Origin of the sequence: Microbispora sp. NPDC088329, from assembly GCF_040685655.1 — a bacterium.
Lineage (GTDB): Bacteria > Actinomycetota > Actinomycetes > Streptosporangiales > Streptosporangiaceae > Microbispora.
Genome location: NZ_JBFBIP010000009.1, coordinates 14,972 through 39,398, shown reverse-complemented (window position 1 = coordinate 39,398; position 24,427 = coordinate 14,972). Strand labels below are relative to the sequence as shown.

The window sequence follows — 24,427 nt, the reverse complement described above, 5'->3', positions numbered from 1 at the left end:
GTGGACAGCGCTTCGCACCTCCCCGGCCTCCGGCACAGCTACGAGGGTGAGCCCCTGCTCGAATCCGGCATGGCCACCGACCCGGTGACGCAGTTCGCGCTGTGGTTCGCGGACGCCGTCGGCGCGGGCCTGCCCGAACCGAACGCCATGGTCGTCGCCACCAGCTCCGCCGGTGGCCGTCCCTCCGCCCGAACGGTCCTCCTCAAGGGGTTCGACGAGCGCGGGTTCGTCTTCTTCACCAACTACGAGTCTCGCAAGGGCCGCGACCTCGGCGAGAACCCGAGGGCCTGCCTGCTGTTCCCGTGGCATCCCATCAGGCGGCAGGTCCGCGTGGAGGGCTCCGTCGTACGGCTCCCGCGCGAGGACAGCGCCGCCTACTTCCACTCTCGCCCGTACGGCTCGCGCGTCGGCGCGTGGGCCTCCCGTCAGTCGGCGGTGGTGGAGTCGAGGGAGCAGCTCGACGCCAGGTTCCGTGAACTGGCCGCACGCTGGCCGCAGGACCCGCCGCTGCCGGACTTCTGGGGCGGCTTCCGGGTGGTGCCCGCGGAGGTCGAGTTCTGGCAGGGCCAGACCGACCGCATGCACGACCGGCTGCGCTACCGGCGCACCGGCGACGCCTGGACGCTGGAGCGCCTCGCCCCCTGAGGTCCCGCTCCCCGATTGCGTCAGGGCAGCCCGGCCGCGACCTTGAGGTCGGCGAGGAAGCCGGAGTACGCCTCGTCCCGGTCGGGCGAACGGAGGATCGCCGAGGGGTGGATCGTCGCCACGTAGTACGCCCCCTCGTGCCGGGGGACCGGCTCTCCCCGATGCCTGGTCACGCGGAAGTCCGTGCCCAGCAGGGCCCGGGCGGCAGTGGCCCCCAGCACCACGGTGACCTCCGGGTCCACCAGGCGCATCTCGGCCTCGAGCCAGGGGCGGCAGGCGTTGATCTCCCCCACGGAGGGCTTCCGGTGGATCCTGCGTTTGCCGCGGGGCTCGTATTTGAAGTGCTTGACCGCGTTGGTCACGTACACCGCCTCGCGCTCGATGCCGGCCTCCTCGAGCGCCCTGCCCAGCAGCCGCCCCGCGGGCCCGACGAACGGCGCGCCCTCGCGGTCCTCCTGGTCGCCCGGCTGCTCGCCGACCAGCATGAACCGCGCGTCGGGCACGCCCTCGCCGAAGACCGTCTGCGTGGCGGCGCGGTAGAGGTCGCAGCCCTCGCAGTGCCGCGCGGCATCCCTGAGCGCGGGCAGGCTCATATCCGCCGGAAGGAATCGCTGGGCCCCGATGTTTCCCATCCTGGGTCGCTTCCCCAATAGGGTCGGCTGCGAACGCGGGGGAGGTCGTAGCATCGTTGTAACACTGGTGGAGGAGCCTAAGCCTTGACCGCACATGGCCTGATCGATACGACGGAGATGTACCTCCGCACGATCTTCGAGCTCGAAGAAGAAGGCATCGTGCCGCTCCGCGCCCGCATCGCCGAGCGCCTGCAGCAGAGCGGTCCGACTGTCAGTCAGACAGTGGCGCGCATGGAACGCGACGGCCTGGTGAAGGTCGAGGGGGACAGGCACCTCAGCATGACGGAGCTGGGCCGCACGCTGGCCATCCGCGTGATGCGCAAACACCGTCTCGCGGAGTGCCTGCTGACCCAGGTGATCGGCATGCCGTGGGAGGAGGTCCACATCGAGGCGTGCCGCTGGGAGCACGTGATGTCGGAGTCGGTGGAGAGCCGGCTCGTGAGTCTCCTCAAGAACCCACGGGTGTGCCCGCACGGCAACCCGATCCCCGGTCTCGACGAGCTCGGGGTGCCGCAGTCCGGTTCGGCCGGGGATGAGACGGTGTCCCCCATGGTGACCCTCGCGGGACAGGCCCCCGTGCCCGTTGTAGTGCGCCGAATCAGCGAACAAGTGCAAAGTGACCCGGCCTTGATGCTTAAACTCAAGCAAGTTGGGATACAACCCGGACGCGAGGTGACGCTCGCGGCGAGTGACAACGGTGTAACGGTGACTGGTGATGGTGAGGTGGGAACCACGACCGCGGACCTTCCGAGGGACGTCGCCTCACACGTTTTTGTCACCAGACGATGACGGAATGAGTTGTGCCTGGTTGAATCCCCTAGGGAGTCCTTTCATTTCTCGCGACCCAGCCTTCGCAGGAGCGCCCGTGCCCGGCATAGCGAACCCACCTCGTCAAGGGACGGTCGTGGCATGAGGCGATGGGGAGATCTGTCACAGGACGCCGACGACCATCTCTCCGCCGGTTCCGTGCTCGACCACGCGGAGATGGCCGTGGTCGTGACCGATCGCTTCAGCAACGTCCTGTACTGGAACCCCTTCGCGGAGCAGTTGTTCGGCCGCGTCGGGACGTCTCCGGGCAAGGAGTCGCTGCACACCCTCGGGATCTCGGAGAAGGACCACCCGCTCACGGCCGAGCTGGCCAAGCACGTGCTGCGCGGCGGCGTGTGGGAGGGCACGTTCGACGTGGTCCGCGGCGACGGCACGACGATCTACGTGCGCGCGCAGGCCGTGCCGCTGCGGCATCCCTCCGGCTCCGTGAGCGGCATCGTGATCACCGCGCGCGAGGCGATGCGCAGCAACGAGCGTGAGAAGGACCGCTTCGGCCTGCTCGAGCGGATCGGCGAGCGGCTCGCCGGCTCCCTGTACGTCGAGGAGACGCTCAACCGGGTCGCGGAGATGCTCGTCCCGCAGTTCGCCGACCACTGCTTCATCGAACTGAACGAGGGCGACCGCCTGGTGCGCAAGGTCTCCACGCACGTGAACGGCTGGACGCCGCCGCCGGACACGTGGCGGCCGGTCGGCGCGGAGATCAGATACCCCCTCGGGCATTACGCCGAGACCGCCCTGCGCCGCCAGGAGACGATCCTCATCGAGGACTTCTCGCAGGTCAGCTACCCGGCGACGAGCGCGGGCGCGGCCCGGCTGTGCGGCGAGATCGGCATGACCTCGGCCATCGTCGCCCCGCTGTGCGTGCGCGGTGAGACGCTCGGCCTGATGTACCTCGGCCTGTCGAACCTGACGAACCGGCGCTCGCCCCACTACGACACCTTCGACCGCGACTTCGTCGGCGCCATCGCGACCCGCGTCGCACTCGCCGTCGACAACGCGCTGCTGTTCGAGGAGGAGCGGCACACCGCCGAGTCGTTCCAGAAGCACCTGCTCCCGCGGCAGCCGCTGCCCACGCTCGACGGCCTGGAGATCGCGGTCCGCTACTACCCGGCCGCCCCGCTCGCCTCCCACGGCCAGGGCATCCAGACCCAGGTGGGCGGCGACTGGTACGACGTGATCCCGCTGTCGGCCGGGCGCGTCGGCATCGTGATCGGCGACGTCGAGGGCCGGGGGGCCAAGGCGGCGGCGGTCATGGGGCAGCTCAGAGCCGCGTTGCGGGCCTTCGCCCAGGACGACAAACCGCCGGCCGACATCCTCGCCCGCCTGGACGAGTGGACCAGGATCGTCGCCGCGCCCGAGCACGACGACTTCGGCGCCGACATCACCAACCCGCCGATCGTCACCTGCCAATACATGGTGTACGACGCGTGGTCGAGGCAGCTGTCGTTCGCCAACGCCGGGCACGCGCCGCCGCTGATGATCGTGGACGGCGAGGCCAGGGACCTGGACATCACCGAGGTCGGCCAGCCGCTGGGGGTGCGGGCCAAGGGCATGCACGCCGACCTGGTCTACAAGGAGGAGACGAGGGTGCTGCCGCCCGGCGCGACCCTGCTTCTCTACACCGACGGCCTGATCGACCGCAGGCCGCCGCGCGACTCCGCCACGGGCGTCCCGGACGACGACGAGGCGCTGGACATTCTGCGGGAGAAGCTGGCCAAGGCGTCGGGGGAGTCCGTCGAGCGCATCGCCGACCTGGCCACGGTGGCCGTCCCCGGCGAGATCGACGACGACATGGCCATCCTCGTCGTCCGCTCGGCCGGCGCGGAGCTGCAGTCCCAGGAACGGACGTTCCCGGCTCAGCCGATCATGGTGAGCGAGGCGCGGCGGATGGCGTCCGAGGCGTTCGCCGGATGGCAGGTGCCCGAGGAACGCGCGGAGCTGGCCTGCCTGCTCGTCTCCGAGGTCGTGACCAACGTGGTCCTGCACGCCGCCAGCGCCAGCGTGCCGCGTCGCGAGCTGGTGCTCGACGGGCCGCCGCTGCCGTTCGACGAGTCGTGGGACGTGCCGGGCTTCGAAGAGGAGATCGCGGGCGACAAGGAGTTCACCCTGCGGCTGCGCAGGGGCGCGGAGTCCGTCTGGGTCGAGGTCTTCGACCAGGATCTGCGCCTGCCCCGCATCCGCAGTGCGGGGGAGAACGACGAGGGCGGCCGTGGCCTCTACCTCGTCGACCAGCTCGCGCGACGCTGGGGCTCCCGCCCGACCCGCGAGGGCAAAGCGGTTTGGTTCGAGATCCCCACCGGCGGTCGTTAGGTCGTGACGCGTCCCCGGATGCGGGGCGCGTCACGGTCAGTTCTTCTGCTTGATGCAGCTGTATCCGGCCGGGCGTTCGGGCTCGAGCGTCACCTGCCGCAGCACGGTCGCGTCGATGGAGATGCGGAAGGTCTCCTGGTGCGCGCAGTCGTACACCGCGTACGCGCCCTCGCGTTCGCCGAGCAGCAGCACCTCCACCCCGCCGCGCAGCACCTTGCCGCTTTCGCGGTCGTTGAGCACCACCCACTGGTCCTGGAAACCCACCATCGACAGGAGCATGCTGGCGGGCCTGCCCTTCTGGGCGACGGCGAGCGCGTCGCTCTCCATCTGTCCCATCAGTGCGAAGCCCAGCCCGATGCCGGTGAACGCGGCCACCACGATCTTCATGCCCGCGCGACCGGCCGGACGCCGCCGCAGCAGCCGGAACGGCACGAGGAAGGCCAGGGCGCCGATAACCGCCGCGGTGATCACGATGCCGGCCAGCGACGCGCCCTCGCCCAGCCCGAGATAGCCGAGGAATCCCCAGTAGCTCGCCCCGCACCACAGCGCGCCGGCGGTCGCGGCGGCCCACGGGCGCACGCGTACGGCCTGGGCCAGACGGAACAGGTGGCCGAGGGTGGCCTTGTCGAGCAGCCAGACGACCGCCACGACGACGCCCGCGAGCAGCGCGCCGCCGATGATGAGCAGGATCAGCGTCCCCACCAGGCGGCCGAACATGGTGGCCTGGTCGATGCCCGCCTGCTCGGGGCTGATGTTGAAGATGCCGTACACCTGCTGGATGCCGAGATAGAGCAGCGCGTAGAGGGCGATGCCGATGGGCACCACGACTGATCCGCTACGTTCCAGCAAGTCGATGACGCCGGCTCTCGCGTCCGGCTCCGGCGGGTCGGCGAGGCCGGTGTGTTCCTCCGGCGTGACGATAGTCATTTATCGGTTCATTTCGTCTTCAATCAATGCGACGGAACATGATTGCAGCCCGCGCGCACGCGCATGCACCGACTCCGCCTCAGGACGGGGCCGGACGCGACGCGCTGCGCGCTTCTTTCCGGCCGTCCCCGGTGCTTGACTCGGACACATGGAGCTCGCCCACGACCGCCGCGGCAGCGGGCCGCCGCTGGTACTCCTCCACGGCATCGGCCACCACCGGCACGGCTGGCTGCCGGTCCTCGACCTGCTCGCAGAGCGGCACGACGTCATCGCGGTGGACCTGCCCGGCTTCGGAGAGTCCCCGCCGCTGCCGTACGGCACGCCGTACAACGTGGAGACGCTGGGGCGGGCGGTGCGCGAGTTCTGGACCGGGCTCGGCCTGAGCCGGCCGCACGTCGCGGGCAACTCGCTGGGCGGCTACATCGCGCTCGACCTCGCGTCCGCCGCCGACGTCCGCACGGCCGTCGCGTTGTCCCCCGCCGGGTTCTGGTCGCGGGCCGAATACGCGTACGCGCGGGCCGTGCTGCGGCTGATGCGGCTGGCGGTGCGGGCGGACGGGCTGCCCACGCTCGCGGCCGGCACGGACGAGGGGAAGGCCCTGGCGACGGGCCTGATCGTGGCCCGTCCGCAGCGGCTTTCCGGCGAGGCCGTGCGCGCGGCGGTCACGGCGCTGCGTGACTGCGTGGGGTTCGAGGAGACGCTGGACTCGCTGGCGTGGGTCGCGCCGCCCGCGCCGCCCAAGGTGCCGGTCACGATCGCCTGGGGCGAGCGCGACCGGCTGCTGCCGCGCCGCCAGGCCGTACGGGCGGCGCGGTGGGCGGGGCAACGGACGTCGCTGCTGCGGGGCTGTGGTCACGTGCCGATGAGCGACGACCCGGAGCTGGTCGCGCGGGTGATTCTCGAACGCAGCGGTGATGCCCCGTAGTCCCCGTCAGCGGGACCGATTGCGCCGACGGGCACGCGGAGGCGGGGATACCCACGCATACTGATCAGTGTGGACACCGGACTCATCCTTCTGGTCTTCCTGGCGTTCCTGTTCGCGTGGCTGCTGAACAAGGTGCGCAGGTTCTTCCGGCTGAGCCCGATGGCCTACGGGGGCGTGGTGATCGTGTTCGTGGTGGCCATGCTGCTGATCTGGGGACAGCAGCACCACTGAGGCATCAGAAGCCGAAGGACCGGCCGATGATCTCCTTCATGATCTCCGTGGTGCCGCCGTAGATCGTCTGCACGCGGCTGTCGAGCCAGGCCTTGGCCACCGGATACTCCAGCATGTAGCCGTAGCCGCCGTGGAGCTGGACGCACCGGTCGATGACCTTGTTCTGCAGCTCGGTCGTCCACCACTTGGCCTTGGCCGCGTCCACCGCCGTCAGCTCCTTGGCGTTGAGCGCCCGTGCGCACTTGTCCACGTAGTGGCGGGCGATCTCCACCTCCGTGGCCAGTTCGGCCAGCAGGAACCGGGTGTTCTGGAACTTGCCGATGCTCCGGCCGAAGGCCGTACGGTTGCGGCAGTACTCGATCGTCTGCTCCAGCACCGTCTCCGCCGCGGCCACGGCCGCCACCGCGATCGACAGCCGTTCCTGCGGCAGGTTGTTCATGAGCTGGAAGAAGCCCTGTCCTTCCTCGCCGCCCAGGAGGTTGGCCACCGGCACCCTGACGTTCTCGAAGAACAGCTCGGCGGTGTCCTGCGCGTGCATGCCGACCTTCTCCAGGTTGCGGCCGCGGGTGAAGCCCTCCATGCCGCGCTCCACCACCAGCAGCGAGGTGCCGCGCGCACCCGCGGAAGGGTCGGTCTTGGTCACGACCACGACGAGGTCGGAGTTGATGCCGTTGGTGATGAAGGTCTTCTGCCCGTTCACCACATAGTGGTCGCCCTCGCGGACGGCGATGGTGCGGATGCCCTGCAGATCGCTGCCGGCCCCCGGCTCGGTCATGCCGATGGCCGTGATCAGCTCGCCGGACGCGAAGCCGGGCAGCCAGCGCTGCTTCTGTTCGTCGTCGGTGAGGTCGACCAGGTAGGGCGCCATGATGTCGTTGTGCAGGCCGAACCCCAGGCCGGTCGCGCCGGCGCGGACGACCTCCTCGACGATCACCATGTTGTAGCGGAAGTCGGTGATCCCGGAGCCGCCGTACTCCTCGGGTACGGAGAAACCGAACATGCCCAGCTCGCCCGCCTTCTTCCACACCTCGCGGGGGACGATGCCGTCCTTCTCCCACTGTGCGTGGTGGGGGACGACCTCGCGGGCTATGAACTCACGGACGGTCTCGCGGAAGAGGTCGTGCTCCTCGTCGAAGAGGTCTCGCCGCATCGGGTACGCCTTCCGGCTCAGGGTCTGTTGGCGGCACCAGAATACGATTCTGGTGCTCCTCGGGTCGATCGGCTGCAACCTGTACGGAGTGTCACAACTCCGAAACCATTGAGATAACGGCCCCTTTGACCGCTTCCGTACCCTCTAAGATCTACCTTCGGTTTGCTATAGGCCCGCTGGGGCGGACCTGTGATCGGAGTGTGCGGTGAATCGGTGGAGAGCTGGTCTTCCTAGGACCATGGCCGCCCTGGCCCTCGGCCTGGCAGGTACGGCGACGGTCGTCACGTCGTCGTCTACGGCGAGCGCCGCTACCGCAGATCTCGTCGTGGATTACGCCTGTACACAGGGCGTGGCCGAGTTCGGCTCGAAGACTGTGAATCTCCGGACGAAGCTCACCGTCCCCACCACGTTGAACGTCGGCGATCCCCTCAACGTCGAGTGGAAGCTGAACTACAAGGACGCGACGCGGTTGGGAGCGCCCGCGCGGCTGCCCGACGGCGGCCGCATCGAGGTGACCGGGCGGGTCAACCTCAGCGGTGCCTGGATCGGGCAGCTGCAGCCGAAGGGATCCGTGGACCAGCCGGGCGCCATGATCAAGGGCACTCCTCTCAAGCTGCCTGACGGCATCGCGGACTTCGCCTACACGGACCGGGAGGGCACTCTCACGGTCAAGCCCGGCAGGTTGTTCATCGACTTCCGTCCTCCCGCCTCCGAGGTCATGGTCAACGACGACGACTTGGCGATCACTTATGGCCCTGGCTGGGAAGATCTCAACGATCAGCCGAGCCAGAACAAGGACCACCACCTCGACCTGCACAGGACCACGGCCAAAGACGCCTGGGCATCGCTGACCTTCACGGGCACCGGGATCGACTACATCGCCCAGAGGGACCAACGCGCCGGAGAGATCGACATCGCCGTCGACGGTCAGCCCGGCACTCCGCCGCGGATCGACCCTTCGAAGAACGACGACGGCACGGTGGTCAACGACGCCAACAAGGGTGGGCAGACCCTGTGGAGGTTCCGCGGCCTGAAGTTCGGCGAACACACGATCACCATCAAGAATGTCGAGGACGGCAAATGGGGCCAGCTCGACGCCTTCCGTGTGATCACGCGGGAGCTGGCCAACCCGCCGCAGGAGTACCGCGCCACCTGTGAGATCGTCAGCGCGCCGGTCGCCGTGCAGGTGAAGATCGGCGGCGGTGACGACAACCCCCCGCCGACCAGCCCGTCGCCGGACAGCTCGCCTGACGCGTCGCCTCCGGTGAGCCCGCCGGCCAGCCCTTCGGCCAGTCCGTCGGGAAACCCGGGTAACGAGTCGCCCTCGCCGTCTCCCTCGGCGTCCCCCTCGCCGTCGCCTTCACCGTCGGCCTCTCCCTCGGTGTCTCCCTCGGCCAGTCCGTCACCGGCTGCGGCGGCGACACAGAACTACATCGTGACGGCGGTGGTCACGCAGGGCAGCCCGTCTCCGACGGCGACGAAGACGGTGACACTGACCGCGACTCCGTCCGTGGCCCAGGTGGCGGTCACTCCGCAAGGCGGCGCGCAGACCGGTGAGGCTCCGGAGCGCATGTCCTCCTCGGGCATGCTGCTGATCGGCTCGGGTGGTGCGCTGTTGTTGATCGGCATGCTCAGTGGGGTGGCACTGCTCCGGCGCAGGGCGGCGCACTCGGGCGAGCGGGGCTGAGGAGGATGACGATGAACGACACTCCCAACGGCGGCGCTCCGGAACAGGGCGGCACCGCGAACGACGTCGAGAACGACGCCAAGAAGACGCGCAAGCCGCTGCCGCAGCCGGTTCTCGCGACCCTGCTCGTGGCCGGGTCGTTCGGCGGCATCGCGGCCGTCATGGCCGGGATGCTCGCCGTGCTGAGCCCCTCGGACTCGCAGGAGACCGGGCTGGCCGCGGGCACACAGGTGAACGTCCAGGACGCGGGCAACGTGGCCTTCCTGCCGCCGACCGTGGGCCCGGGCGGGCCTGGCGTGCCGCTCACGGCCGCGGACCCGACCGCGCCGCCGCCGCTGCCCGCGCTGCAGCCGATCGCCCCGCTGACCCTCACGAGCGCGGCCTCGTCGTCCTCGACGCCGCTGTCGTCCTCGTCGTCCGCCGCGAAGAAGACGACGACCAAGAAGGTCACCGGCAGGCCCCTCAAGATCAGCATCCCGGCGATCGGCGTGAAGGCCGTCGTGGGCTCGGTCGGCGTGGCGAAGTCCGGCGAGATCCAGGCGCCTCCGCTGAGCAAGCCGAACCTCACCGGCTGGTATCGCCTCGGGCCGGCCCCCGGCGACCAGGGGCCGTCGATCATCCTCGGGCACGTGAACACCCGCAAGGGCGCCGCCGTCTTCAGCCGGCTGCGTGAGCTCAAGCGCGGCAACAAGATCGCCGTCCTGCGCGCGGACGGCAAGATGGCGATCTTCACGGTGGACGGAATCGAGCAGGTCAGCAAGTCGACGTTCCCGACGAAGCGGGTCTACGGCAACACGATCACGTCCTCGCTGCGGCTGATCACCTGCGGCGGGGTCTACAACGCCAAGCAGCACCACTACACCGACAACATCATCGTCTACGCGACCCTGACGGAGACCAAGGGCAAGTGATCGCGAGGTGGTCGGTTCACGCTGATCACCTCTTCGCCCTTCCGCGCCTCGCGCTCGGGCGGATCGTGCGGTTTGCGCCGTACGGCCGTCCGGGCCACGCGCTGCACCGGCAGCGTGCCCGCCACCGCCGCCGTCGCGACGATCGCGGCCGCGTCCCGGAGGACGGGCAGGGCCGTCGCGAGGATCGCCGCCATCACCGCCATGGCCACGAGCGCCACGAGCGGTCGTCGCTTTCCGCTCCGCTCTCCCCACTGTGAGAGGGCGATGAAGGTTCCCTGAGAATTTCCTGACATAAGGCCCCACTGGTTATGTCCGTGGTCAACTCCTGGGAGACTGTTGGCCACGTGTACGGACTGTGGTGGCAGGAGAGACGTCGTGCCCGACCCCAGCGCCCGGCGCAGAAGTGCCCGGCGTCGCATCGCGGCCCGGTCGGCAGCGGGAGCGACGGTCGCACTGGCCCTGATGACCTGGCCGGTGCTTGCGGCGAGTCAGACCACGACCGTGCCGTATTCCTGCGTTCCGGCGGGCGGCAGCGCCGCGACCTACCCCGTGAGCGTGACTCTGGTCGCGCCGGACAACCCGGTGGTGAACAGCCCGGCGGTCGTCACCTGGCAGCTCGCCCCCGCCTCGCCGTCGCCGGACCAGAGCTCCATGGTGGTGCCGGCGACGGGCATCGCGGCGAACGACGTCCTGGTCGCCGAGGGCCTGATGGAGGCGAGCGGTGCTCCCGTCGTGAGCGAGTCCGCCACTCCCAGCGAATCGCCGACCCCCACGCCGTCCCCTTCGGCGTCGCCGTCCGTCTCGCCCACGCCCTCCCCTTCGGCGTCGCCGTCCGTCTCGCCCACACCTTCCCCTTCGGCGTCGCCGTCCCCCGATGAGGGGGAATCGGCCGGAGAGACGAATTCTCTGGCCGTCGCGGACACCTCCCCCTCGCCGTCCCCGAGCGCCTCGCCGTCTCCCAGCGCGTCACCGTCTCCCAGCGCGTCACCGTCTCCGAGCCCGACGCCCTCGACCGGCGAGACGGACTCGTCCACGGACGACACGACGACCGGCACTCAGGAGGAGACCCCCTCGGCGATCACGCTGAGCCCAGCCGCCTCCACGGCGGTCCCGTCGTCCCTCTCGCCGTCGGCCACGCTGTCGCCGATCCCGGAACTGCTCGTCACGCTGACTCCGACGGTGCAGGGCACGGTGGGGGTCGCGGCCGGGAACTTCACGCTGAGGCTGCGGCCGGCCGGGGACACCACCGGTACGGGCGAGGCGCTCTATACGTGCACACTGCCGGACTCCGCGCCCCGGGCGTCGCTCGCCTTCACCGTCTCCACATCCGATTCGTCGGGCACGACTCCCTCGGACGACGACGGAGGCGCGAGTCCGTCGCCCAGTCCCGACGCGACGACGTCTCCGGCCGCCACGGTCACGACGACCACCACGGCCACGGTCACCGCCTCAGCCGCCGCCACGGCGACCACCACCGTGTCCACCACCGTGTCCACCACCGCGACGGCCACGGTCTCCCGTACGGCGACCAAGCAGGTCAAGACGACGCCGCTCGGTGGCGCGCAGACCGGAGCCGGGGGCGACGCGGGCCCGGACGCCCGCCTCGTCGTGCTCACCGGCCTGGCGCTGATGGCCGCGGCGGCGGCCGGCGGACTGCTGCTGCGGCGTTTCGGCCCGAACCCCGGCTCCTACGGCAGGCGCTAGCGTCCGGGCGGTGCGGACGTTGCGGAAACGTGGGAGAGTTTTGAGAAGCGGAGGCGGTCTTGGGGTTTTTGTCCATAAAATCTCTACCTGAGCGTGACCGTATGCTGGCAAGCTGGTACGCCTGTTGACTGCGAGTATCGAAGTGGAGAGAAGTCAGTGCTGAAGTCAAAGGCGCGGGGCCGTGTCGCCGGAAGGGCCGCCGCGGCCGGAGTGGTCAGCGCGGGCCTTCTCCTGGGCCTGGGCGCGCTCGGCGCGCATGCCGACACGAAGACCGTGACATACACCTGCACGCCGTCGACGACCGGCGGCACCGCCGTCAATCACGACTTCACCGTGTCGCTCACCTCGACCGGGACCGGCACCGTGTACACCGCGACCTTGAGCTTCACGCCGGTCACCACGTCGGCGTTCCCCGCTCCGGTGGCGATCGCGAACGGCGCGTCGATCGAGTTGCAGCCCAGCGTGGCGGCCACGGTGCTGCCGGCCACCGCGACCGCGGGAGTCTCCACGCCCTCGCCGACGGGCGCGGCGTTGACCTCGGCCGTCGCGGCCCAAGGGACGATGCCGCCGCTCCCCACGGCGACGCTGACCGTCACGCCGTCGGCCGGAGCGACCTCCGTCGCGCTGACGGCGAAGGACTTCACCATCAAGATGATCGCGCCCGCCGGCACGGGCACGAACACCACCACGACGCCCACCACGCTGTACACCTGTGCGATCGCCACGACGGGTGCCAACACGGCGCCCGCGGTGGCGACGATTCCGGTGGCGAGTCCCTCGGCGTCCCCGTCCGCGTCCCCGAGCGCCAGCCCCAGTGCCAGTCCCAGCGCCTCGCCGAGCGTCTCGCCCACGCCCCGCAACACCCGGACGGTGTTCGAGACGGTCTTCGCGTCGCCCACGCCGTCCAAGAAGAAGACGAAGTCCGTTCAGGTCGAGAACACCCCCGGGGGTGGCGCGGCCACCGGCGGCGGAGGTGACGCGGGCCCCGACGCCCGCCTCTTCGTCCTCACCGGCACCGCGCTGATGCTGGCGGCCGCGGCCGGTGGGCTCGTGCTGCGGACCCGCCGCCGTCCGGCGAGACAGTAAGTAGGACTAGCGATGACCACCCCGCCACCTGGGCAGTACCCGCCGGGCCAGCCGTACGGCATGCCTCTCGGGCCCGGCGGGCAGGGCTACCCGCAGCCGGTTTACGGCCAGCCGGTCTTCCAGCCGGTGATGCTGCCGCAGATCCAGCCCGTGCAACCGCCGCAGGAGCCGGAGGAGAAGCCTCCCGGCGACGGTGCGCAGGCCATCAGGCGGCTGCTGATCACGGCCGCCGTCGTGGGCCTGGTCATCATGGTCGTGGGCGTCGTGACCATCGTGAACAACCCCGACGAGTACGCCGCGCCGACCCGTCAGACGCTGAAGCTCGCGGCCCCACAGAACGGGCTCGCCCCCACTGTGGGGCCCGGTGGCGCCGGGCAGCCGCTGACGCAGGCGGTCGCCGACGCGCCGCCGCCGGTCCCGAAGATCCCGGCCGCGCCCGCGATGCAGCCGTCCACGCCCAAACGCCTGGTCATCCCCAAGCTCGGCATCAACGCCCCGATCAAGTCGGTCGGTCTCGACCGCGCCGGCGCGATCCAGACGCCCCCGATCGGCAATCCGAACCTGGTCGGCTGGTATCGCGGCGGCCCGACGGCGGGTGAGGCGGGCCCGGCGGTCATGCTCGGCCACAAGGACACCACCTCGCGCAGCGCCGTCTTCGCCCGCCTGCACGAACTGGAGTACGGCGACAAGATCGAGGTGTACCGCCTCGACGGGACCGTGGCCATCTTCACCGTCGGCGGGATCGAGCAGGCCGACAAGCAGACGTTCCCCACCAACCGGGTGTACGGGCACGCCGACAACGCCGAGCTGCGGCTGATCACCTGCGGCGGCAAATACAACTATTCGACCGGTCACTACTTCGACAACGTCATCGTCTACGCCACGATGACCGGCACGCGTCTGGCGAAGTCGAAGTCCTGAACCGGGGCGACCTCGCCGGAAGGGCTCGTGGTCGGCGACCGTGGAGGCTATGGTCTCTTCGACCGATCATGAGGAGGGCCTGTGGGCTGGTTCTCGAAAGTCCTGCTCCCCGGTCGGCTGCGCACAGGGCCCACGGCGCTGCTGCCCGCCCGGCCGGACCAGAAGACACTGCTGGCGGTCGCACAACTCGCCGATCCCGAGGCGAGGACCGACGGCGACGACATCATCGCGGGCGGATCGCGCATCCAACCGCCCATCGAACTGACCGGAGACATCCTCGCCAAGCTCGGCGTGCCCGGCGAGGACAGGCTCTGGGCCTGCCGGATCGCCGCCGAAGGCCCGCTGCCGGTCGACTTCTTCGACAAGAGCCTGGCCGAGGGCATCGCGTACCGCCTCGGCGGCTGGTCGCTCTGCCAGGGCGAGCCGCTCGATCCGGCGGACGACGGCGGAGACCCGCTGGTCTACCTGCCGGCCGTGCCGGAGCCCGAGGAGATCCTGCCGGCCCTGCGCGGACTACTGGGTCCTGTCGAGACCGTGGACACGGAACGTTGGCCGGAGGGGGAACTCGTCGACGGTGTCGTCCACGTTCCCGTCCGCCGCGGCAGGGTGGCCGACGTCTACGCGGGCGAAGGGCTGGTCCTCACCGTCGAGGAGGGGCACCGCATGCCGCCCGCCGCCCAGGCCCGCTGGCCGTACCTCACGGAGATCGCCATCGCCCGGATCTCGCCGATCGAGCATGCGGAGGAGACGAACGGCGAGGGCGCCGGGAGCACCGAGCACGCGGCGGAGGACCTTCTCGCGGCCGTCGGCGTGACGGACGGCGTTGGCGCGGGTGGGGACATGGTGCCCGAGGACGCCACGCGGGTGGAGCTCGTCGGGCGGGCGGCCATCGCGGTGACGCTGGCCAACGCGCTCCGCGGGATCGCGGCCGACAGCCGCGGGTTCCAGATCGTCGAGCCCGCCGACGTGCTACCCGGAGGTTACGCCTGAGTCCGTCCACAGAGCACGTCCCCGGAGTGCGCCCATATCGCGGTCTGCCCCGACGAACGTTCTGAGGTAACCTCTCATTAACCGAACATTGCTCGGTTTCTATGGAGGCACTGTGGCAGAGGCGTACATCGTCGGGGCGGTCCGCACACCGGTCGGCAAGAAGAAGGGCGGGCTCTCCGCGGTCCATCCGGTCGACCTGGCCGCCCACACTCTCTCCGCGCTCGTGGAGCGCACCGGCGTCGACCCCGCCGCGGTGGACGACGTGATCATGGGCTGCGTCATGCAGTTCGGCCCGCAGTCCATGGACATCGCGCGCAACGCCTGGCTCAGCGCGGGCCTCCCGGAGACCGTGGCCGGAGTCACGATCGACCGGCAGTGCGGCTCGTCGCAGCAGGCCATCCACTTCGCCGCCCAGGGAGTGTTGTCGGGCACGCAGGACCTGGTGGTGGCGGCCGGCGTCGAGTCGATGTCCATCGTCCCGATGGGGGCGAGCATCACGGCGGCCCTGGAGAAGGGCATGCCGTTCCCGTTCGGCGACAAGTGGGTCGAGCGGTACGGCAAGCAGGAGATCTCCCAGTTCCGCGGCGCGGAGCTGATGTGCGAGAAGTGGGGCCTGGAGCGCGACGAACTGGAGCGCTTCGCCTACGAGAGCCACCAGCGGGCCGCCAAGGCGATCGCGAACGGCCACTTCAAGGACCAGATCGCCCCGGTCAACGGCGTCGAGGACGACGAGGGTCCCCGGCCGGACACCACACTGGAGAAGATGGCCGAGCTGAAGACCCTGCGCGATGGCGGCCGGATCACCGCGGCCACCTCCTCGCAGATCTCCGACGGCTCCGGCGCGCTGCTCATCGCCTCGGAGCAGGCGGTGCGCGATCACGGGCTGACCCCGCGCGCCAGGATCGTCACGCTGACGCTCGTCGGTGACGACCCCGTCTACATGCTGACGGCGCCGATCCCGGCCACCCGCAAGGCCCTGGACAAAGCGGGCCTCTCGATCGAGGACATCGACGTCGTCGAGATCAACGAGGCCTTCGCCCCGGTGCCACTCGCCTGGCTCAAGGAGATCGGGGCCGATCCGGCCCGGACCAACCCCAACGGCGGCGCCATCGCGCTGGGACATCCGCTCGGCGGCACCGGCGCGATCCTCATGACCAAGCTGCTGCACGAGCTGGAGCGCACCGGCGGGCGGTACGGCCTGCAGACGATGTGCGAGGGCGGCGGCCAGGCCAACGTCACGATCATCGAGCGCCTCTGACGCTCCTATGAAGGGCACCCCGGTTGCTTCAGGGTGCCCTTCTGCTTGCTCGGCTGTGTACGAGCCCGAGACCCGGCCCTTGTGGGCATGCTGGGTTACCTTGAGTCGTGACTCGTGGAAATCCGGGGTGGAGGGGGCGGGATGAGCGTCGCCTATGATGACCGCGAGCACTCCTATCGACACGGTCCGTACACGATCGCCGATCTGGATCGCATGCCCAGGGACGCGCGGTACGAGCTCGTCGACGGATGGATCGTCTTGTCCCCCTGGCTCGGCATTCGTCACGACCACGCGGTCCGGCATCTGCGGACCCGGCTGGAAACAGCGGTGACGTGCGCCGGTGCCGATCTTTACGTGAACGGTCCCGTCGATGTGTTCACCTCCACCGGGATACGAGTGCCGGACGTCGCGGTCGTAGACGGCAAGGCCGCCCGGCGCGCGGTAGAGCGAGACGAACGGGCATACCAAGGAGTGGACCTGCTTCTCGTGGTCGAGGTCGTCTCCCGGAACGGGAGCGAGCGCACCGACAGGTACGAGAAGCCCAGCGAATACGCCAAAACGGGGATAGCCCAATATTGGGTGGTGGACCTGGAGCCCAAGCCGAACATCACGGTCTGGACTCTGGCGCCCGGTCACGGGGTCTACCGGCGGGTCGATCGTGTCTTCGCCGGGAACCTGCTGGAGGTGCGCGCTCCGGTCGAGCTCGCCATCGATCCGGCGGGGCTCCTTTCGGTCTGAGCCGAGATCTCGTCAGGTCTCGTCACCCCGGACGGACAGGACGGCAGGAATGGAAGCAGAAAGGGCACCCCGGGCACGTGCCGGAGTGCCCTTTCTGCCGCGAAGCCGGCTTACTTGGCTCTCGGGAGCCGCCGCGGCTGCCGTACCGGTCGCATGGGCGGGGCCGGGATCTGCCGCGGCGGCGGTGGGAACGAACGCTGGGGCTGCGGCGTGCGCGGCTTCTGCTGCTTGCCGCCCTTGCCGGACGCGCGAGTAGGCATACGGGATCTCCTTGTACGTCGGGAACGCGGCACCGAGGTGCCGTCACTCAGCTGCCGCGTCGAATGGACAGGGCCGGAACGCTGAGCGGATCAGCGGCTCAGAGGCTGATCAGCGGTCGCCGTACAGAATCCACATGCGGGTGACAGTAACAAGCCGCCGCATAGCGGGACAAAGGGTTTTCGCTCCGCCAGAGGCGACCAAGCCGCTTCCAAGCGGCTCACCAGACTGCGACAAGTGGGTTCCTGTGTACTCAAACGCGTCAGAGAGACGTTCCTTGCATAGGAGATACCAGTGAAGTCACTCAAGCGCGCCGCGGCCGTGCTCGCCACCACCGCCGTCGCGGTCACCACGTTCGGCGTCCTGTCCGCCCCGGCGCACGCCCAGAAGCCCGGCGACGGCTGGTACCGCTGCTGGATCTCGGACCAGGGCTGGATGTGGTGCTACGACGTGTGAGCCTGACCGGCCTCACGGCACGGCCCCGTCCCCGCCCGGGGACGGGGCCGTGTGGCGCTCAGTCGATGCGCCGGTGGACGTCCTCGAACATCGACGGCCCGGTGCGCTGCTGGGCGATCCACGGGCCCTCCAGCGACGGGTCGACGACGCCGTCCTCCAAGAACGTGTACCGCCCGTCGAGCACCCGCTTGGCCAGCCGTACGTCCCGGGCGTCGGTGTTCTCCCACAGCCGGTCGAACAGCGCCTCGGCCCGCTGCCTGGCCTGGTGGCAGAAGGTGTCCGCCAGCTCGAACGGCTTGCGCCCGAACTCGGCCGAGTCCTCCTGGGCGCGCACGCAGACCGCGGTCATGGCGAACAGCTCCGCGCCGATGTCCACGATCCGCGACAGGAACCCCTGCTTGTGCTCCAGACGCGCCTGCCACCGGGACATGCCGTAGAACGTCGACCTGGCGAGCTTGCGGCTGGTCCGCTCGACATACCGCAGGTGCTGGGCCAGCGGGCCGAACTCGGCGTACGACGTGGGCACCTGGCCGGGCCCGGTCACCAGGCTCGGCAGCCACTTGGCGTAGAAGGCGCCGGCCCGGGTGGCCGCGCGCCCCCTGGCCCGCAGGCCGGCCTTCGGATCGACGAGCTCGCCCGCGACCGACAGGTGGGCGTCCACCGCCTCGCGGGCGATGAGCAGGTGCATGATCTCGGTCGAGCCCTCGAAGATGCGGTTGATCCGCATGTCGCGCAGCATCTGCTCGACGGGCACTCCGCGCTCGCCGCGGGCGTGCAGCGACTCGGCGGTCTCGTAGCCGCGCCCGCCTCTCATCTGCACGAGTTCGTCCATCACCCGCCAGGCCATCTCCGAGCCGTACAGCTTGGCCAGCGCGGCCTCGATGCGGATGTCGTTGCGTTCGTCGTCGGCCATCCGGCTGGCGAGGTCCACCACGGACTCCAGCGCGTACGTGGTGGCGGCGATGTATGCGACCTTGCGGGCCACCGCCTCGTGCTGGCCGACGGGACGTCCCCACTGAACCCGCTCGCGCCCCCACTCGCGGGCGATCTTCGTCGCCCACTTGGCCGCGCCGACGCAGGTGGCCGGCAGCGAGAGGCGTCCGGTGTTGAGCGTGGTCAGCGCGATCTTCAGGCCCTGGCCCTCACGTCCGATGAGGTTCTCCACCGGCACGCGCACCTGGTGGAAGCGGGTGACGCCGTTCTCGATGCCGCGCAGGCCCATGAACTGGTTGCGGTGCTCGACCGTGATGCCGGGGGAGTCCGCCTCGACCACGAAGGCCGAGATCTTGGTACCGGTCCTGGCCATCACAACCAGCAGGCCCGCGACCACTCCGTTGGTCGTCCACAGCTTCACGCCATTGATCACGTACGCGTCGCCGTCGCGGACGGCGGTCGTCGACAGCCGTGCGGGGTCGGAGCCGACGTCCGGCTCGGTCAGCAGGAACGCGGAGATCTCGCCGCGGGCGCAGCGAGGCAGGAAACGGCGCTTCTGTTCGGGAGTGCCGAACAACCGCAGAGGCTGCGGAACCCCGATGGACTGATGGGCCGACAGCAGCGCGCTGAGCGCGGGGGAACACGACGTCACGAGTTCCAGCGCGCGGCAGTAGTACAGGTGGCTCAGTCCGAGCCCGCCGTACTCCTCTTCGATGGTCATGCCGAACGCGCCGATCGCCGCCAGGCCCTTGACCACGTCGTCCGGGATGACGGCGGTGCGCTCGATGAGCGCGGGATCGACCTTCTCCTGCAGGAACGCCCGCAGGGCACGCAGGAAGTCGTCTCCCTTCTTGATCTCCTCTTCGCTCAGGCGGGGGGCGGGGTGCACGAGGTCGAGCCGGAAGTTCCCGAGGAAGAGCTGCCTGCCGAAGCTCGGGCGGGTCCACTCCGTCTCGCGTGCCTGCTCGGCCACCTCCCTGGCCTTGGCGTAATCGGTCGTCATCATCGACCTCCTCGGCGGTGAAACGAGCTGTGCCCCTTAACTACCCGCCAGTAGCCTTTTGCACCGCCGGAAGCGCGATGTGTACGGCGGTGCCACCGCCAGGCGAGGAGTCGATCCGGCACCGCCCGCCGTGCGCCTCCACGATGGCCTTCACGATCGACAGGCCGAGCCCCGCACCGCCGGACAGGTGCTCCTCTCCCCGCTGGAACCGGTCGAAGGCGCGTTCCGCCTGCTCCGGGCTCATCCCCGGCCCGGTGTCGCGCACCTCGATCGTCACCGATTCAGGAGCGGGCAGGAGTCGTACGGTGGCCTTGGTGCCTTCGGCAGTGTGCGCCCGCACGTTGCCGATCAGGTTGACGAGCACCTGGCGGACTCGTGCCTCGTCCACTGTCGCCACCAGGGAGGGCGGGGCCTCCACCGTCACGGGATACGCGGAGTCGACGGCGGCCGAGTCGGCGGCCACCTCGCGCGCCATCTCGGCCAGATCGGTCTCGCTCAGCGCGAGAGCGGCGCCGCGGTCGAGCCGGGCGAGTTCCAGCATCTCGCCCACCAGGCGGCCCATGCGGTTGGCCTCGGCCTCGATCCTCCCCATGATCTTCGGCAGGTCCTCGGGAGGGATCGCACCGGCCCGATACAGCTCCGCGTACCCGGAGATGGTCGACAGCGGGGTGCGCAGCTCGTGGGAGGCGTCGGCGGCGAACCGGCGCACGCGGTCCTCCGACGCCTGACGGTCCCGGAAGGCGTCGGCGATCCGTTCGAGCATGAGGTTGACCGCGGCGCCCAGCCTGCCGACCTCCGACGGCCCCTCCGGCATCCGGGCCGACAGGTCGCCTCCCTCGGCCACGAGGTGCGCGGTCCGCGCCATCTTGCCGAGAGGCGCCAGACCACCGGCGATCAGCAGCCGGCCGCCCGCGGCCAGCAGCAGCATCAGCACCGCGCCGGTCGCCAGCTCGTAGATCAGCAGGTGACGCACCGGATCGTCGACCGCGTCCAGGGGCACCGCGATGACCATCAGCCGCAGACCGCTCGGCGACATCGCCGCGGCCGCGATCAGTTCGTGGCCGCCGCTCGGGTCGAGGGCGAAGGTGCGGCCCTGCGCGGCGTACGCCAGCAGCCTGTCCTTGCCCAGCGCCTCGGCCAGTCCGGGGACGGCCGGGGCGTCGTCGGCGTCGCCGCTGACCAGATGCGCGTGCTGCTCACCGAGGTTGTAGACCGCGAGCGCGTAGGTGGAGCCGGTCAGCGCCTGCTCGAGCGGGTCGCCCACGACCACCCGCCGTGCCGCCGTGACGGTCGCCGCCACCACCTGCCCCTCCAGACGCGTACGCAGGTGACCGCGCAGGACGACGACGCTGACGAGGGAGAACACGACGAGCAGGACCGCGCTCACCCCGAGCAGCCCGGCGAGCAGACGCGTCCTGAGCGACATCAGGAGGCCGTCACATGTCCTGGGGCGGCCGCAGCGCGTATCCGATGCCGCGTTGCGTGTGGATCAGCGGCGGTCCGAGCGGGTCGAGCTTGCGGCGCAGGTAGGAGATGTAGGTCTCCAGCACCTGCGAACTTCCGCCGTAGCCCCAGACCTCCTCGAGCAGCCGCCGTTTGGTGAGCACCAGGCCGGCGTTGGCCATCAGGAAGGCCAGCAGGCGGAACTCGGTCGGCGACAGCTCCACCGGGACACCGCCGCGCCGCACCTCCCAGCGCGCCTCGTCGAGCTCCAGGTCGGCGACCCGGAGGATCGGCCCGTGCGCCCGTTCGGCCGCCTCAGGCACGGTCGTACGGCGCAGCACGGCGCGGATCCGCGCGACCAGCGCCTCGACCGAGAAGGGTTTGGTGACGTAGTCGTCCCCGCCGAGGGTCAGCCCGCGTACGGTGTCGGCGACCGCGTCGCGGGCGGTGAGGAAGATGACGGGTGGATGCCCGCCTTCGGCGCGAATCCGTCGGCACACCTCGAAGCCATCGATGTCGGGCAGCATGACATCGAGAACGACCAGATCGGGCTGGTTTCTCAGGACCTCGCCGAGCGCCGCGGCGCCCGTGCCCACGGCCGTCACCCGGAAGCCGTGGAATCGGAGGGCGACCTCCACGACGTCCCGGATGTTCGGCTCGTCCTCGACGACGAGGATCCTGGTTTCACTCATGGGGCACCCATTGTGCAGGTAGGAGGACTTTTTCGCACAATTCGGGTCCTCGGCTCCGTCACCTCGTGATCCTCGCGGCGGACGATCGATGACGGGCGATCCGCGCGGGCGCGGAAACGCGAGCCTCCTACTCCGGCACGCTGCTTGTCCGGAAGCCGTGTTGCGCCGGGGAGACCGCTATCGCGGAACCCTGGCGACGCAGAACACGGTCTGGCCGAACGGCGGACGGACGAACCGCTCGATGAGCCGGGTCATCGGCACGACGGTCCGGTCGTAGATCTTCACGAGCCGGGGGTCGGGGTAGCCCACGCCGCCCCGCCGCACCGCCGCCCACCAGGCGATGCCGCCGAGGAAGTTGATCGGCTTGCACACCTGGACGCCGAGGCCGGCGTCGGTGACCGTCTTGCGCAGCGTGGCGGGGGTGTAGCGGGTGACGTGCCCCACCTTGCGGTCGAAGTCCCCGTAGAGCTGCATGTAACCGGGCACCCAGATGATGATCCGCCCGCCGGGAGCGGTCACCCTGGCCAGCGACCGCAGCGCCTCGGCGTCCTGCTCGATGTGCTCCAGGACGTTCATCATCACGACGGTGTCGACCGGGTCGGCCAGGGGGATCTCGGTCGGCAGGCCGAACTGGAGCACCGACACGTCGTCGCGGTCGGCGAACCTCTTGCGCAGTTGCTCGACGCAGTAGGGGTCGAAGTCGCTCACCACGAGCCTGTCCAGGCGCGGCAGGAACTGCTCGGCGAAATGCCCGAGACCCGAGCCGATCTCCAGCAGCGACCGCCCGACGTGCGGCGCGACCATGTCGAACTCGTATTGCCGGTAGTTCTTGGCCTCGTCGCCGCCGAGGTGGTTCTCCAGAGCCTCGTCCCCGGCCGCCGGCTGGACTACTCGGTCATACCCAGACATAGGATCCTCGATCTGCACGCTGACGGTCGTGGAAAGTGTAGTGCCCGCCCCTCCGGCGGGTGTCCGCTTCGCCACAGGGGCCGCTTTGCGGAAGGGTTCGCGCCGCCTGGCGCCGCGGCTTCCGGGCGTGCCGTTCCACCGCGCGCCCTCGGTGCACCGTGCCCTCAGAGGGGCGTCATGAACGCCCTGTGACGGGCACTGTCTGACGGCATCGTGTGGCGGCATTGTGTGACGGGCACTGTGGACGGGATGCCCGTCTGCTCGTAGGCTTCACCTCCGTCCGCCGTTCCGGCCGACGCCCCGAACGCCCTTCAGCGTCTCTCCTTGAAACCCCCCGTATGGACGACGACGAGGCAGTGACCCGTGCCCTGGCCGGTGACCTTGACGCCTACGAGGTGCTGGTCACCCGCTACAGCGCGGTCGCCCACCGTACGGCGAGCCTGCTCGGGGCGGCCGACGAGACGGAGGACGTCGTCCAGGAGGCGTTCGTCAAGGCCTTCCGGCATCTGAAGGGCTTCCGCCGGGGCTCGTCCTTCCGCCCCTGGCTGCTGCGCATCGTGGCCAACGAGACCCACGACCTCACCCGGTCGCGTGGCCGCCGCTCCGACCTCGCCGTACGGCTGGGCCGCGAGCGGGAGCCGTACGGACCGGGGGGACCCGGGGACCCGCAGGACGCGGTCATGGACGCCGACGGCAGGACCCGGCTGCTGGAGGCCGTACGCGCGCTGCCCGACAGGGACCGGGAAGCCGTGGTCTGCCGGTATTTCCTGCAGTTGTCCGAGGCGGAGACGGCCGAGGTCCTCGGCGTACGGCTCGGCACGGTGAAGTCGCGGACGTTCCGGGCCCTGCGGCGCCTGCGGGAGGAGGTGAGCCGTGAGCACCTCGGATGACGACGATCCTGAGGCCATCGAGGCGCGCCTGCGGGCTCTCGGTGCCGATCTGGCCGTGCCCGCGCCGCCTCCCGCCGACGTGGCGCGCGCCGTACGCGCCCGTCTCGCGGACGCGGCGGGACCGGTGCGGGACGGCGACGGGAACACCGAGAGCGGGCCGGGCGGTCAGCGGGGTTCACGGCGGGGCTCACGGCGGGGCTCACGGCAGGGTTCGCCGGGGCGTGTCCCGCGGTGGTCCCGGCGGCCCGCGGGACGGCGGCCGCGCGTCGCGGCGGCGCCGGTGGCGGTGCTGGTGGCGGTGGCGATGGCCGTGCTGCTCGGGGCCACACCGCAGGGCCGCGCCGCGGTCGCGTCGGTGCTGCGCTTCGCGGGCGTCGAGATCCACGTCGGCGGCGCCGGGCCGCTGCCCACGGGGGTGCCGAGCCCGCTGCCGGGCGAGCGCCGGGTGACGCTGGAGGAGGCGCGGCGGACCGCCCGCTTTTCCGTCGCGGTGCCGTCCGCGCTCGGCGAACCGGCCGACGTCCGGCTGGCCGACGGCGGCCGGGTGGTGACGCTGCTGTGGCCGGGCGTCCGGCTCGACGAGTTCGACGGGACGCTCGGCGTCGTCTGGCGCAAGGAACTCGGAGAGCCGTGGCCGGAACAGGTGGACGCCGTCGGCGGCTGGTGGATCCCGCGGCCGCACGGCGTGTCGTACGTGCCCGCGGGCGGCGGCGAGCCGCGCGAGGAGCAGGTGGCAGGGCCGACGCTCATCTGGCAGCACAAGCTCGCCGGGCTGCGGCTGGAGGGACCGGATCGCGCCGAGGCCGTGCGGATCGCCCTCTCGGTCCGCTGAGGCCTCGCCGTGCTACCGGGATCGTCCGGAGTGCTCCGGCCTTCGCGCCGGGTGGGGCGGGCGTGCTC

At 70.3% G+C, this 24,427-nt stretch carries 26 protein-coding genes; 16 read left to right on the top strand and 10 right to left on the bottom strand.

Annotation, left to right across the window (positions count from 1 at the left end):
* Positions 1-645 carry a pyridoxamine 5'-phosphate oxidase gene (gene pdxH / locus AB0O28_RS18340; RefSeq protein ID WP_363641529.1) on the top strand — a complete coding sequence of 215 codons (645 nt, stop codon included), beginning with the start codon at positions 1-3 and terminating at the stop codon, positions 643-645.
* 20 nt (positions 646-665) lie between these two features.
* Here the strand turns inward: pdxH and AB0O28_RS18335 are convergent, their stop codons facing one another.
* Positions 666-1,277 carry a UdgX family uracil-DNA binding protein gene (locus AB0O28_RS18335; RefSeq protein ID WP_363641527.1) on the bottom strand — a complete coding sequence of 204 codons (612 nt, stop codon included), beginning with the start codon at positions 1,275-1,277 and terminating at the stop codon, positions 666-668.
* Between the two features lie 84 nt (positions 1,278-1,361).
* Here AB0O28_RS18335 and AB0O28_RS18330 point away from each other — a divergent pair, with 84 nt between their 5' ends.
* Positions 1,362-2,066: a metal-dependent transcriptional regulator gene (locus AB0O28_RS18330; protein WP_363641525.1), complete on the top strand. Its 705-nt coding sequence runs from the start codon at positions 1,362-1,364 to the stop codon at positions 2,064-2,066.
* Between the two features lie 120 nt (positions 2,067-2,186).
* Positions 2,187-4,415, top strand: a complete 2,229-nt coding sequence (locus AB0O28_RS18325) for a SpoIIE family protein phosphatase (RefSeq protein ID WP_363641523.1) — start codon at positions 2,187-2,189, stop codon at positions 4,413-4,415.
* 36 nt (positions 4,416-4,451) lie between these two features.
* On the opposite strand, the gene AB0O28_RS18320 is transcribed toward AB0O28_RS18325, so the two are convergent.
* Positions 4,452-5,342: a hypothetical protein gene (locus AB0O28_RS18320; RefSeq protein WP_363641521.1), complete on the bottom strand. Its 891-nt coding sequence runs from the start codon at positions 5,340-5,342 to the stop codon at positions 4,452-4,454.
* Positions 5,343-5,490: 148 nt separating this feature from the next.
* On the opposite strand from AB0O28_RS18320, the gene AB0O28_RS18315 reads away from it, so the two are divergent.
* On the top strand, positions 5,491-6,267 hold the full coding sequence (locus AB0O28_RS18315; protein WP_363641519.1) for an alpha/beta hydrolase: 777 nt from the start codon (positions 5,491-5,493) through the stop codon (positions 6,265-6,267).
* Between the two features lie 69 nt (positions 6,268-6,336).
* The gene (locus tag AB0O28_RS18310; protein WP_363641517.1) at positions 6,337-6,498 is read left to right on the top strand and encodes a hypothetical protein; all 162 of its coding nucleotides are present in this window, start codon (positions 6,337-6,339) and stop codon (positions 6,496-6,498) included.
* A 4-nt stretch (positions 6,499-6,502) separates the two neighbouring features.
* Here AB0O28_RS18310 and AB0O28_RS18305 read toward each other — a convergent pair whose 3' ends face one another.
* Complete coding sequence (locus AB0O28_RS18305; RefSeq protein WP_363641515.1) at positions 6,503-7,648, bottom strand: acyl-CoA dehydrogenase family protein; 1,146 nt, start codon at positions 7,646-7,648, stop codon at positions 6,503-6,505.
* A gap of 238 nt (positions 7,649-7,886) precedes the next feature.
* On the opposite strand from AB0O28_RS18305, the gene AB0O28_RS18300 reads away from it, so the two are divergent.
* Together AB0O28_RS18300 and AB0O28_RS18295 are read left to right on the top strand one after the other, a co-directional pair.
* Positions 7,887-9,335 (top strand): hypothetical protein, encoded by a 1,449-nt coding sequence (locus tag AB0O28_RS18300; RefSeq protein WP_363641513.1) that lies wholly within the window; start codon positions 7,887-7,889, stop codon positions 9,333-9,335.
* A gap of 11 nt (positions 9,336-9,346) precedes the next feature.
* A complete protein-coding gene (locus tag AB0O28_RS18295; protein ID WP_363641511.1) occupies positions 9,347-10,246 on the top strand; it encodes a class F sortase in 900 nt (299 codons plus the stop codon).
* Here the strand turns inward: AB0O28_RS18295 and AB0O28_RS18290 are convergent.
* Positions 10,213-10,464: a hypothetical protein gene (locus AB0O28_RS18290; RefSeq protein ID WP_363641509.1), complete on the bottom strand. Its 252-nt coding sequence runs from the start codon at positions 10,462-10,464 to the stop codon at positions 10,213-10,215. The two genes, AB0O28_RS18295 and AB0O28_RS18290, sit on opposite strands and share 34 nt — an antisense overlap.
* A gap of 324 nt (positions 10,465-10,788) precedes the next feature.
* On the bottom strand, positions 10,789-11,301 hold the full coding sequence (locus AB0O28_RS18285; RefSeq protein ID WP_363641508.1) for a hypothetical protein: 513 nt from the start codon (positions 11,299-11,301) through the stop codon (positions 10,789-10,791).
* Between the two features lie 124 nt (positions 11,302-11,425).
* Here AB0O28_RS18285 and AB0O28_RS18280 point away from each other — a divergent pair, with 124 nt between their 5' ends.
* The gene (locus AB0O28_RS18280) at positions 11,426-11,950 is read left to right on the top strand and encodes a hypothetical protein (protein ID WP_363641506.1); all 525 of its coding nucleotides are present in this window, start codon (positions 11,426-11,428) and stop codon (positions 11,948-11,950) included.
* Positions 11,951-12,270: 320 nt separating this feature from the next.
* Here the strand turns inward: AB0O28_RS18280 and AB0O28_RS18275 are convergent, their stop codons facing one another.
* Positions 12,271-12,849: a hypothetical protein gene (locus AB0O28_RS18275; RefSeq protein ID WP_363641504.1), complete on the bottom strand. Its 579-nt coding sequence runs from the start codon at positions 12,847-12,849 to the stop codon at positions 12,271-12,273.
* On the opposite strand from AB0O28_RS18275, the gene AB0O28_RS18270 reads away from it, so the two are divergent.
* From AB0O28_RS18270 to AB0O28_RS18245, 6 genes are all read left to right on the top strand, one after another.
* Positions 12,821-13,036 (top strand): hypothetical protein, encoded by a 216-nt coding sequence (locus AB0O28_RS18270; protein WP_363641502.1) that lies wholly within the window; start codon positions 12,821-12,823, stop codon positions 13,034-13,036. The genes AB0O28_RS18275 and AB0O28_RS18270 overlap by 29 nt on opposite strands.
* Positions 13,037-13,048: 12 nt before the next feature.
* Positions 13,049-13,957: a class F sortase gene (locus AB0O28_RS18265; protein ID WP_363641500.1), complete on the top strand. Its 909-nt coding sequence runs from the start codon at positions 13,049-13,051 to the stop codon at positions 13,955-13,957.
* Positions 13,958-14,038: 81 nt separating this feature from the next.
* Positions 14,039-14,947, top strand: coding sequence for a hypothetical protein (locus AB0O28_RS18260; protein ID WP_363641498.1), 909 nt, complete (start codon positions 14,039-14,041; stop codon positions 14,945-14,947).
* A gap of 112 nt (positions 14,948-15,059) precedes the next feature.
* Complete coding sequence (locus tag AB0O28_RS18255) at positions 15,060-16,205, top strand: acetyl-CoA C-acetyltransferase (protein WP_363641496.1); 1,146 nt, start codon at positions 15,060-15,062, stop codon at positions 16,203-16,205.
* 141 nt (positions 16,206-16,346) lie between these two features.
* Positions 16,347-16,943: a Uma2 family endonuclease gene (locus AB0O28_RS18250; protein WP_363641494.1), complete on the top strand. Its 597-nt coding sequence runs from the start codon at positions 16,347-16,349 to the stop codon at positions 16,941-16,943.
* A 552-nt stretch (positions 16,944-17,495) separates the two neighbouring features.
* Positions 17,496-17,657, top strand: coding sequence for a hypothetical protein (locus AB0O28_RS18245; protein WP_363641492.1), 162 nt, complete (start codon positions 17,496-17,498; stop codon positions 17,655-17,657).
* Positions 17,658-17,715: 58 nt separating this feature from the next.
* Here AB0O28_RS18245 and AB0O28_RS18240 read toward each other — a convergent pair whose 3' ends face one another.
* The 4 genes from AB0O28_RS18240 to AB0O28_RS18225 all read right to left on the bottom strand — a co-directional run bounded on the left by AB0O28_RS18240 (position 17,716) and on the right by AB0O28_RS18225 (position 22,637).
* Entirely contained in the window at positions 17,716-19,593 is a 1,878-nt protein-coding gene (locus AB0O28_RS18240) for an acyl-CoA dehydrogenase family protein (protein WP_363642095.1), read from the bottom strand.
* A 40-nt stretch (positions 19,594-19,633) separates the two neighbouring features.
* Positions 19,634-21,019: a HAMP domain-containing sensor histidine kinase gene (locus AB0O28_RS18235; RefSeq protein WP_363641491.1), complete on the bottom strand. Its 1,386-nt coding sequence runs from the start codon at positions 21,017-21,019 to the stop codon at positions 19,634-19,636.
* A 10-nt stretch (positions 21,020-21,029) separates the two neighbouring features.
* The gene (locus AB0O28_RS18230; protein ID WP_363641489.1) at positions 21,030-21,728 is read right to left on the bottom strand and encodes a response regulator transcription factor; all 699 of its coding nucleotides are present in this window, start codon (positions 21,726-21,728) and stop codon (positions 21,030-21,032) included.
* A gap of 177 nt (positions 21,729-21,905) precedes the next feature.
* Positions 21,906-22,637, bottom strand: a complete 732-nt coding sequence (locus AB0O28_RS18225; protein ID WP_363641487.1) for a methyltransferase — start codon at positions 22,635-22,637, stop codon at positions 21,906-21,908.
* A gap of 338 nt (positions 22,638-22,975) precedes the next feature.
* Here AB0O28_RS18225 and AB0O28_RS18220 point away from each other — a divergent pair, with 338 nt between their 5' ends.
* Together AB0O28_RS18220 and AB0O28_RS18215 are read left to right on the top strand one after the other, a co-directional pair.
* Positions 22,976-23,527 (top strand): RNA polymerase sigma factor, encoded by a 552-nt coding sequence (locus tag AB0O28_RS18220; protein ID WP_363641485.1) that lies wholly within the window; start codon positions 22,976-22,978, stop codon positions 23,525-23,527.
* Positions 23,511-24,359, top strand: coding sequence for a hypothetical protein (locus tag AB0O28_RS18215; protein WP_363641483.1), 849 nt, complete (start codon positions 23,511-23,513; stop codon positions 24,357-24,359). Before AB0O28_RS18220 ends, AB0O28_RS18215 begins: the two co-directional genes overlap by 17 nt.
* Positions 24,360-24,427 lie beyond the last annotated feature (68 nt).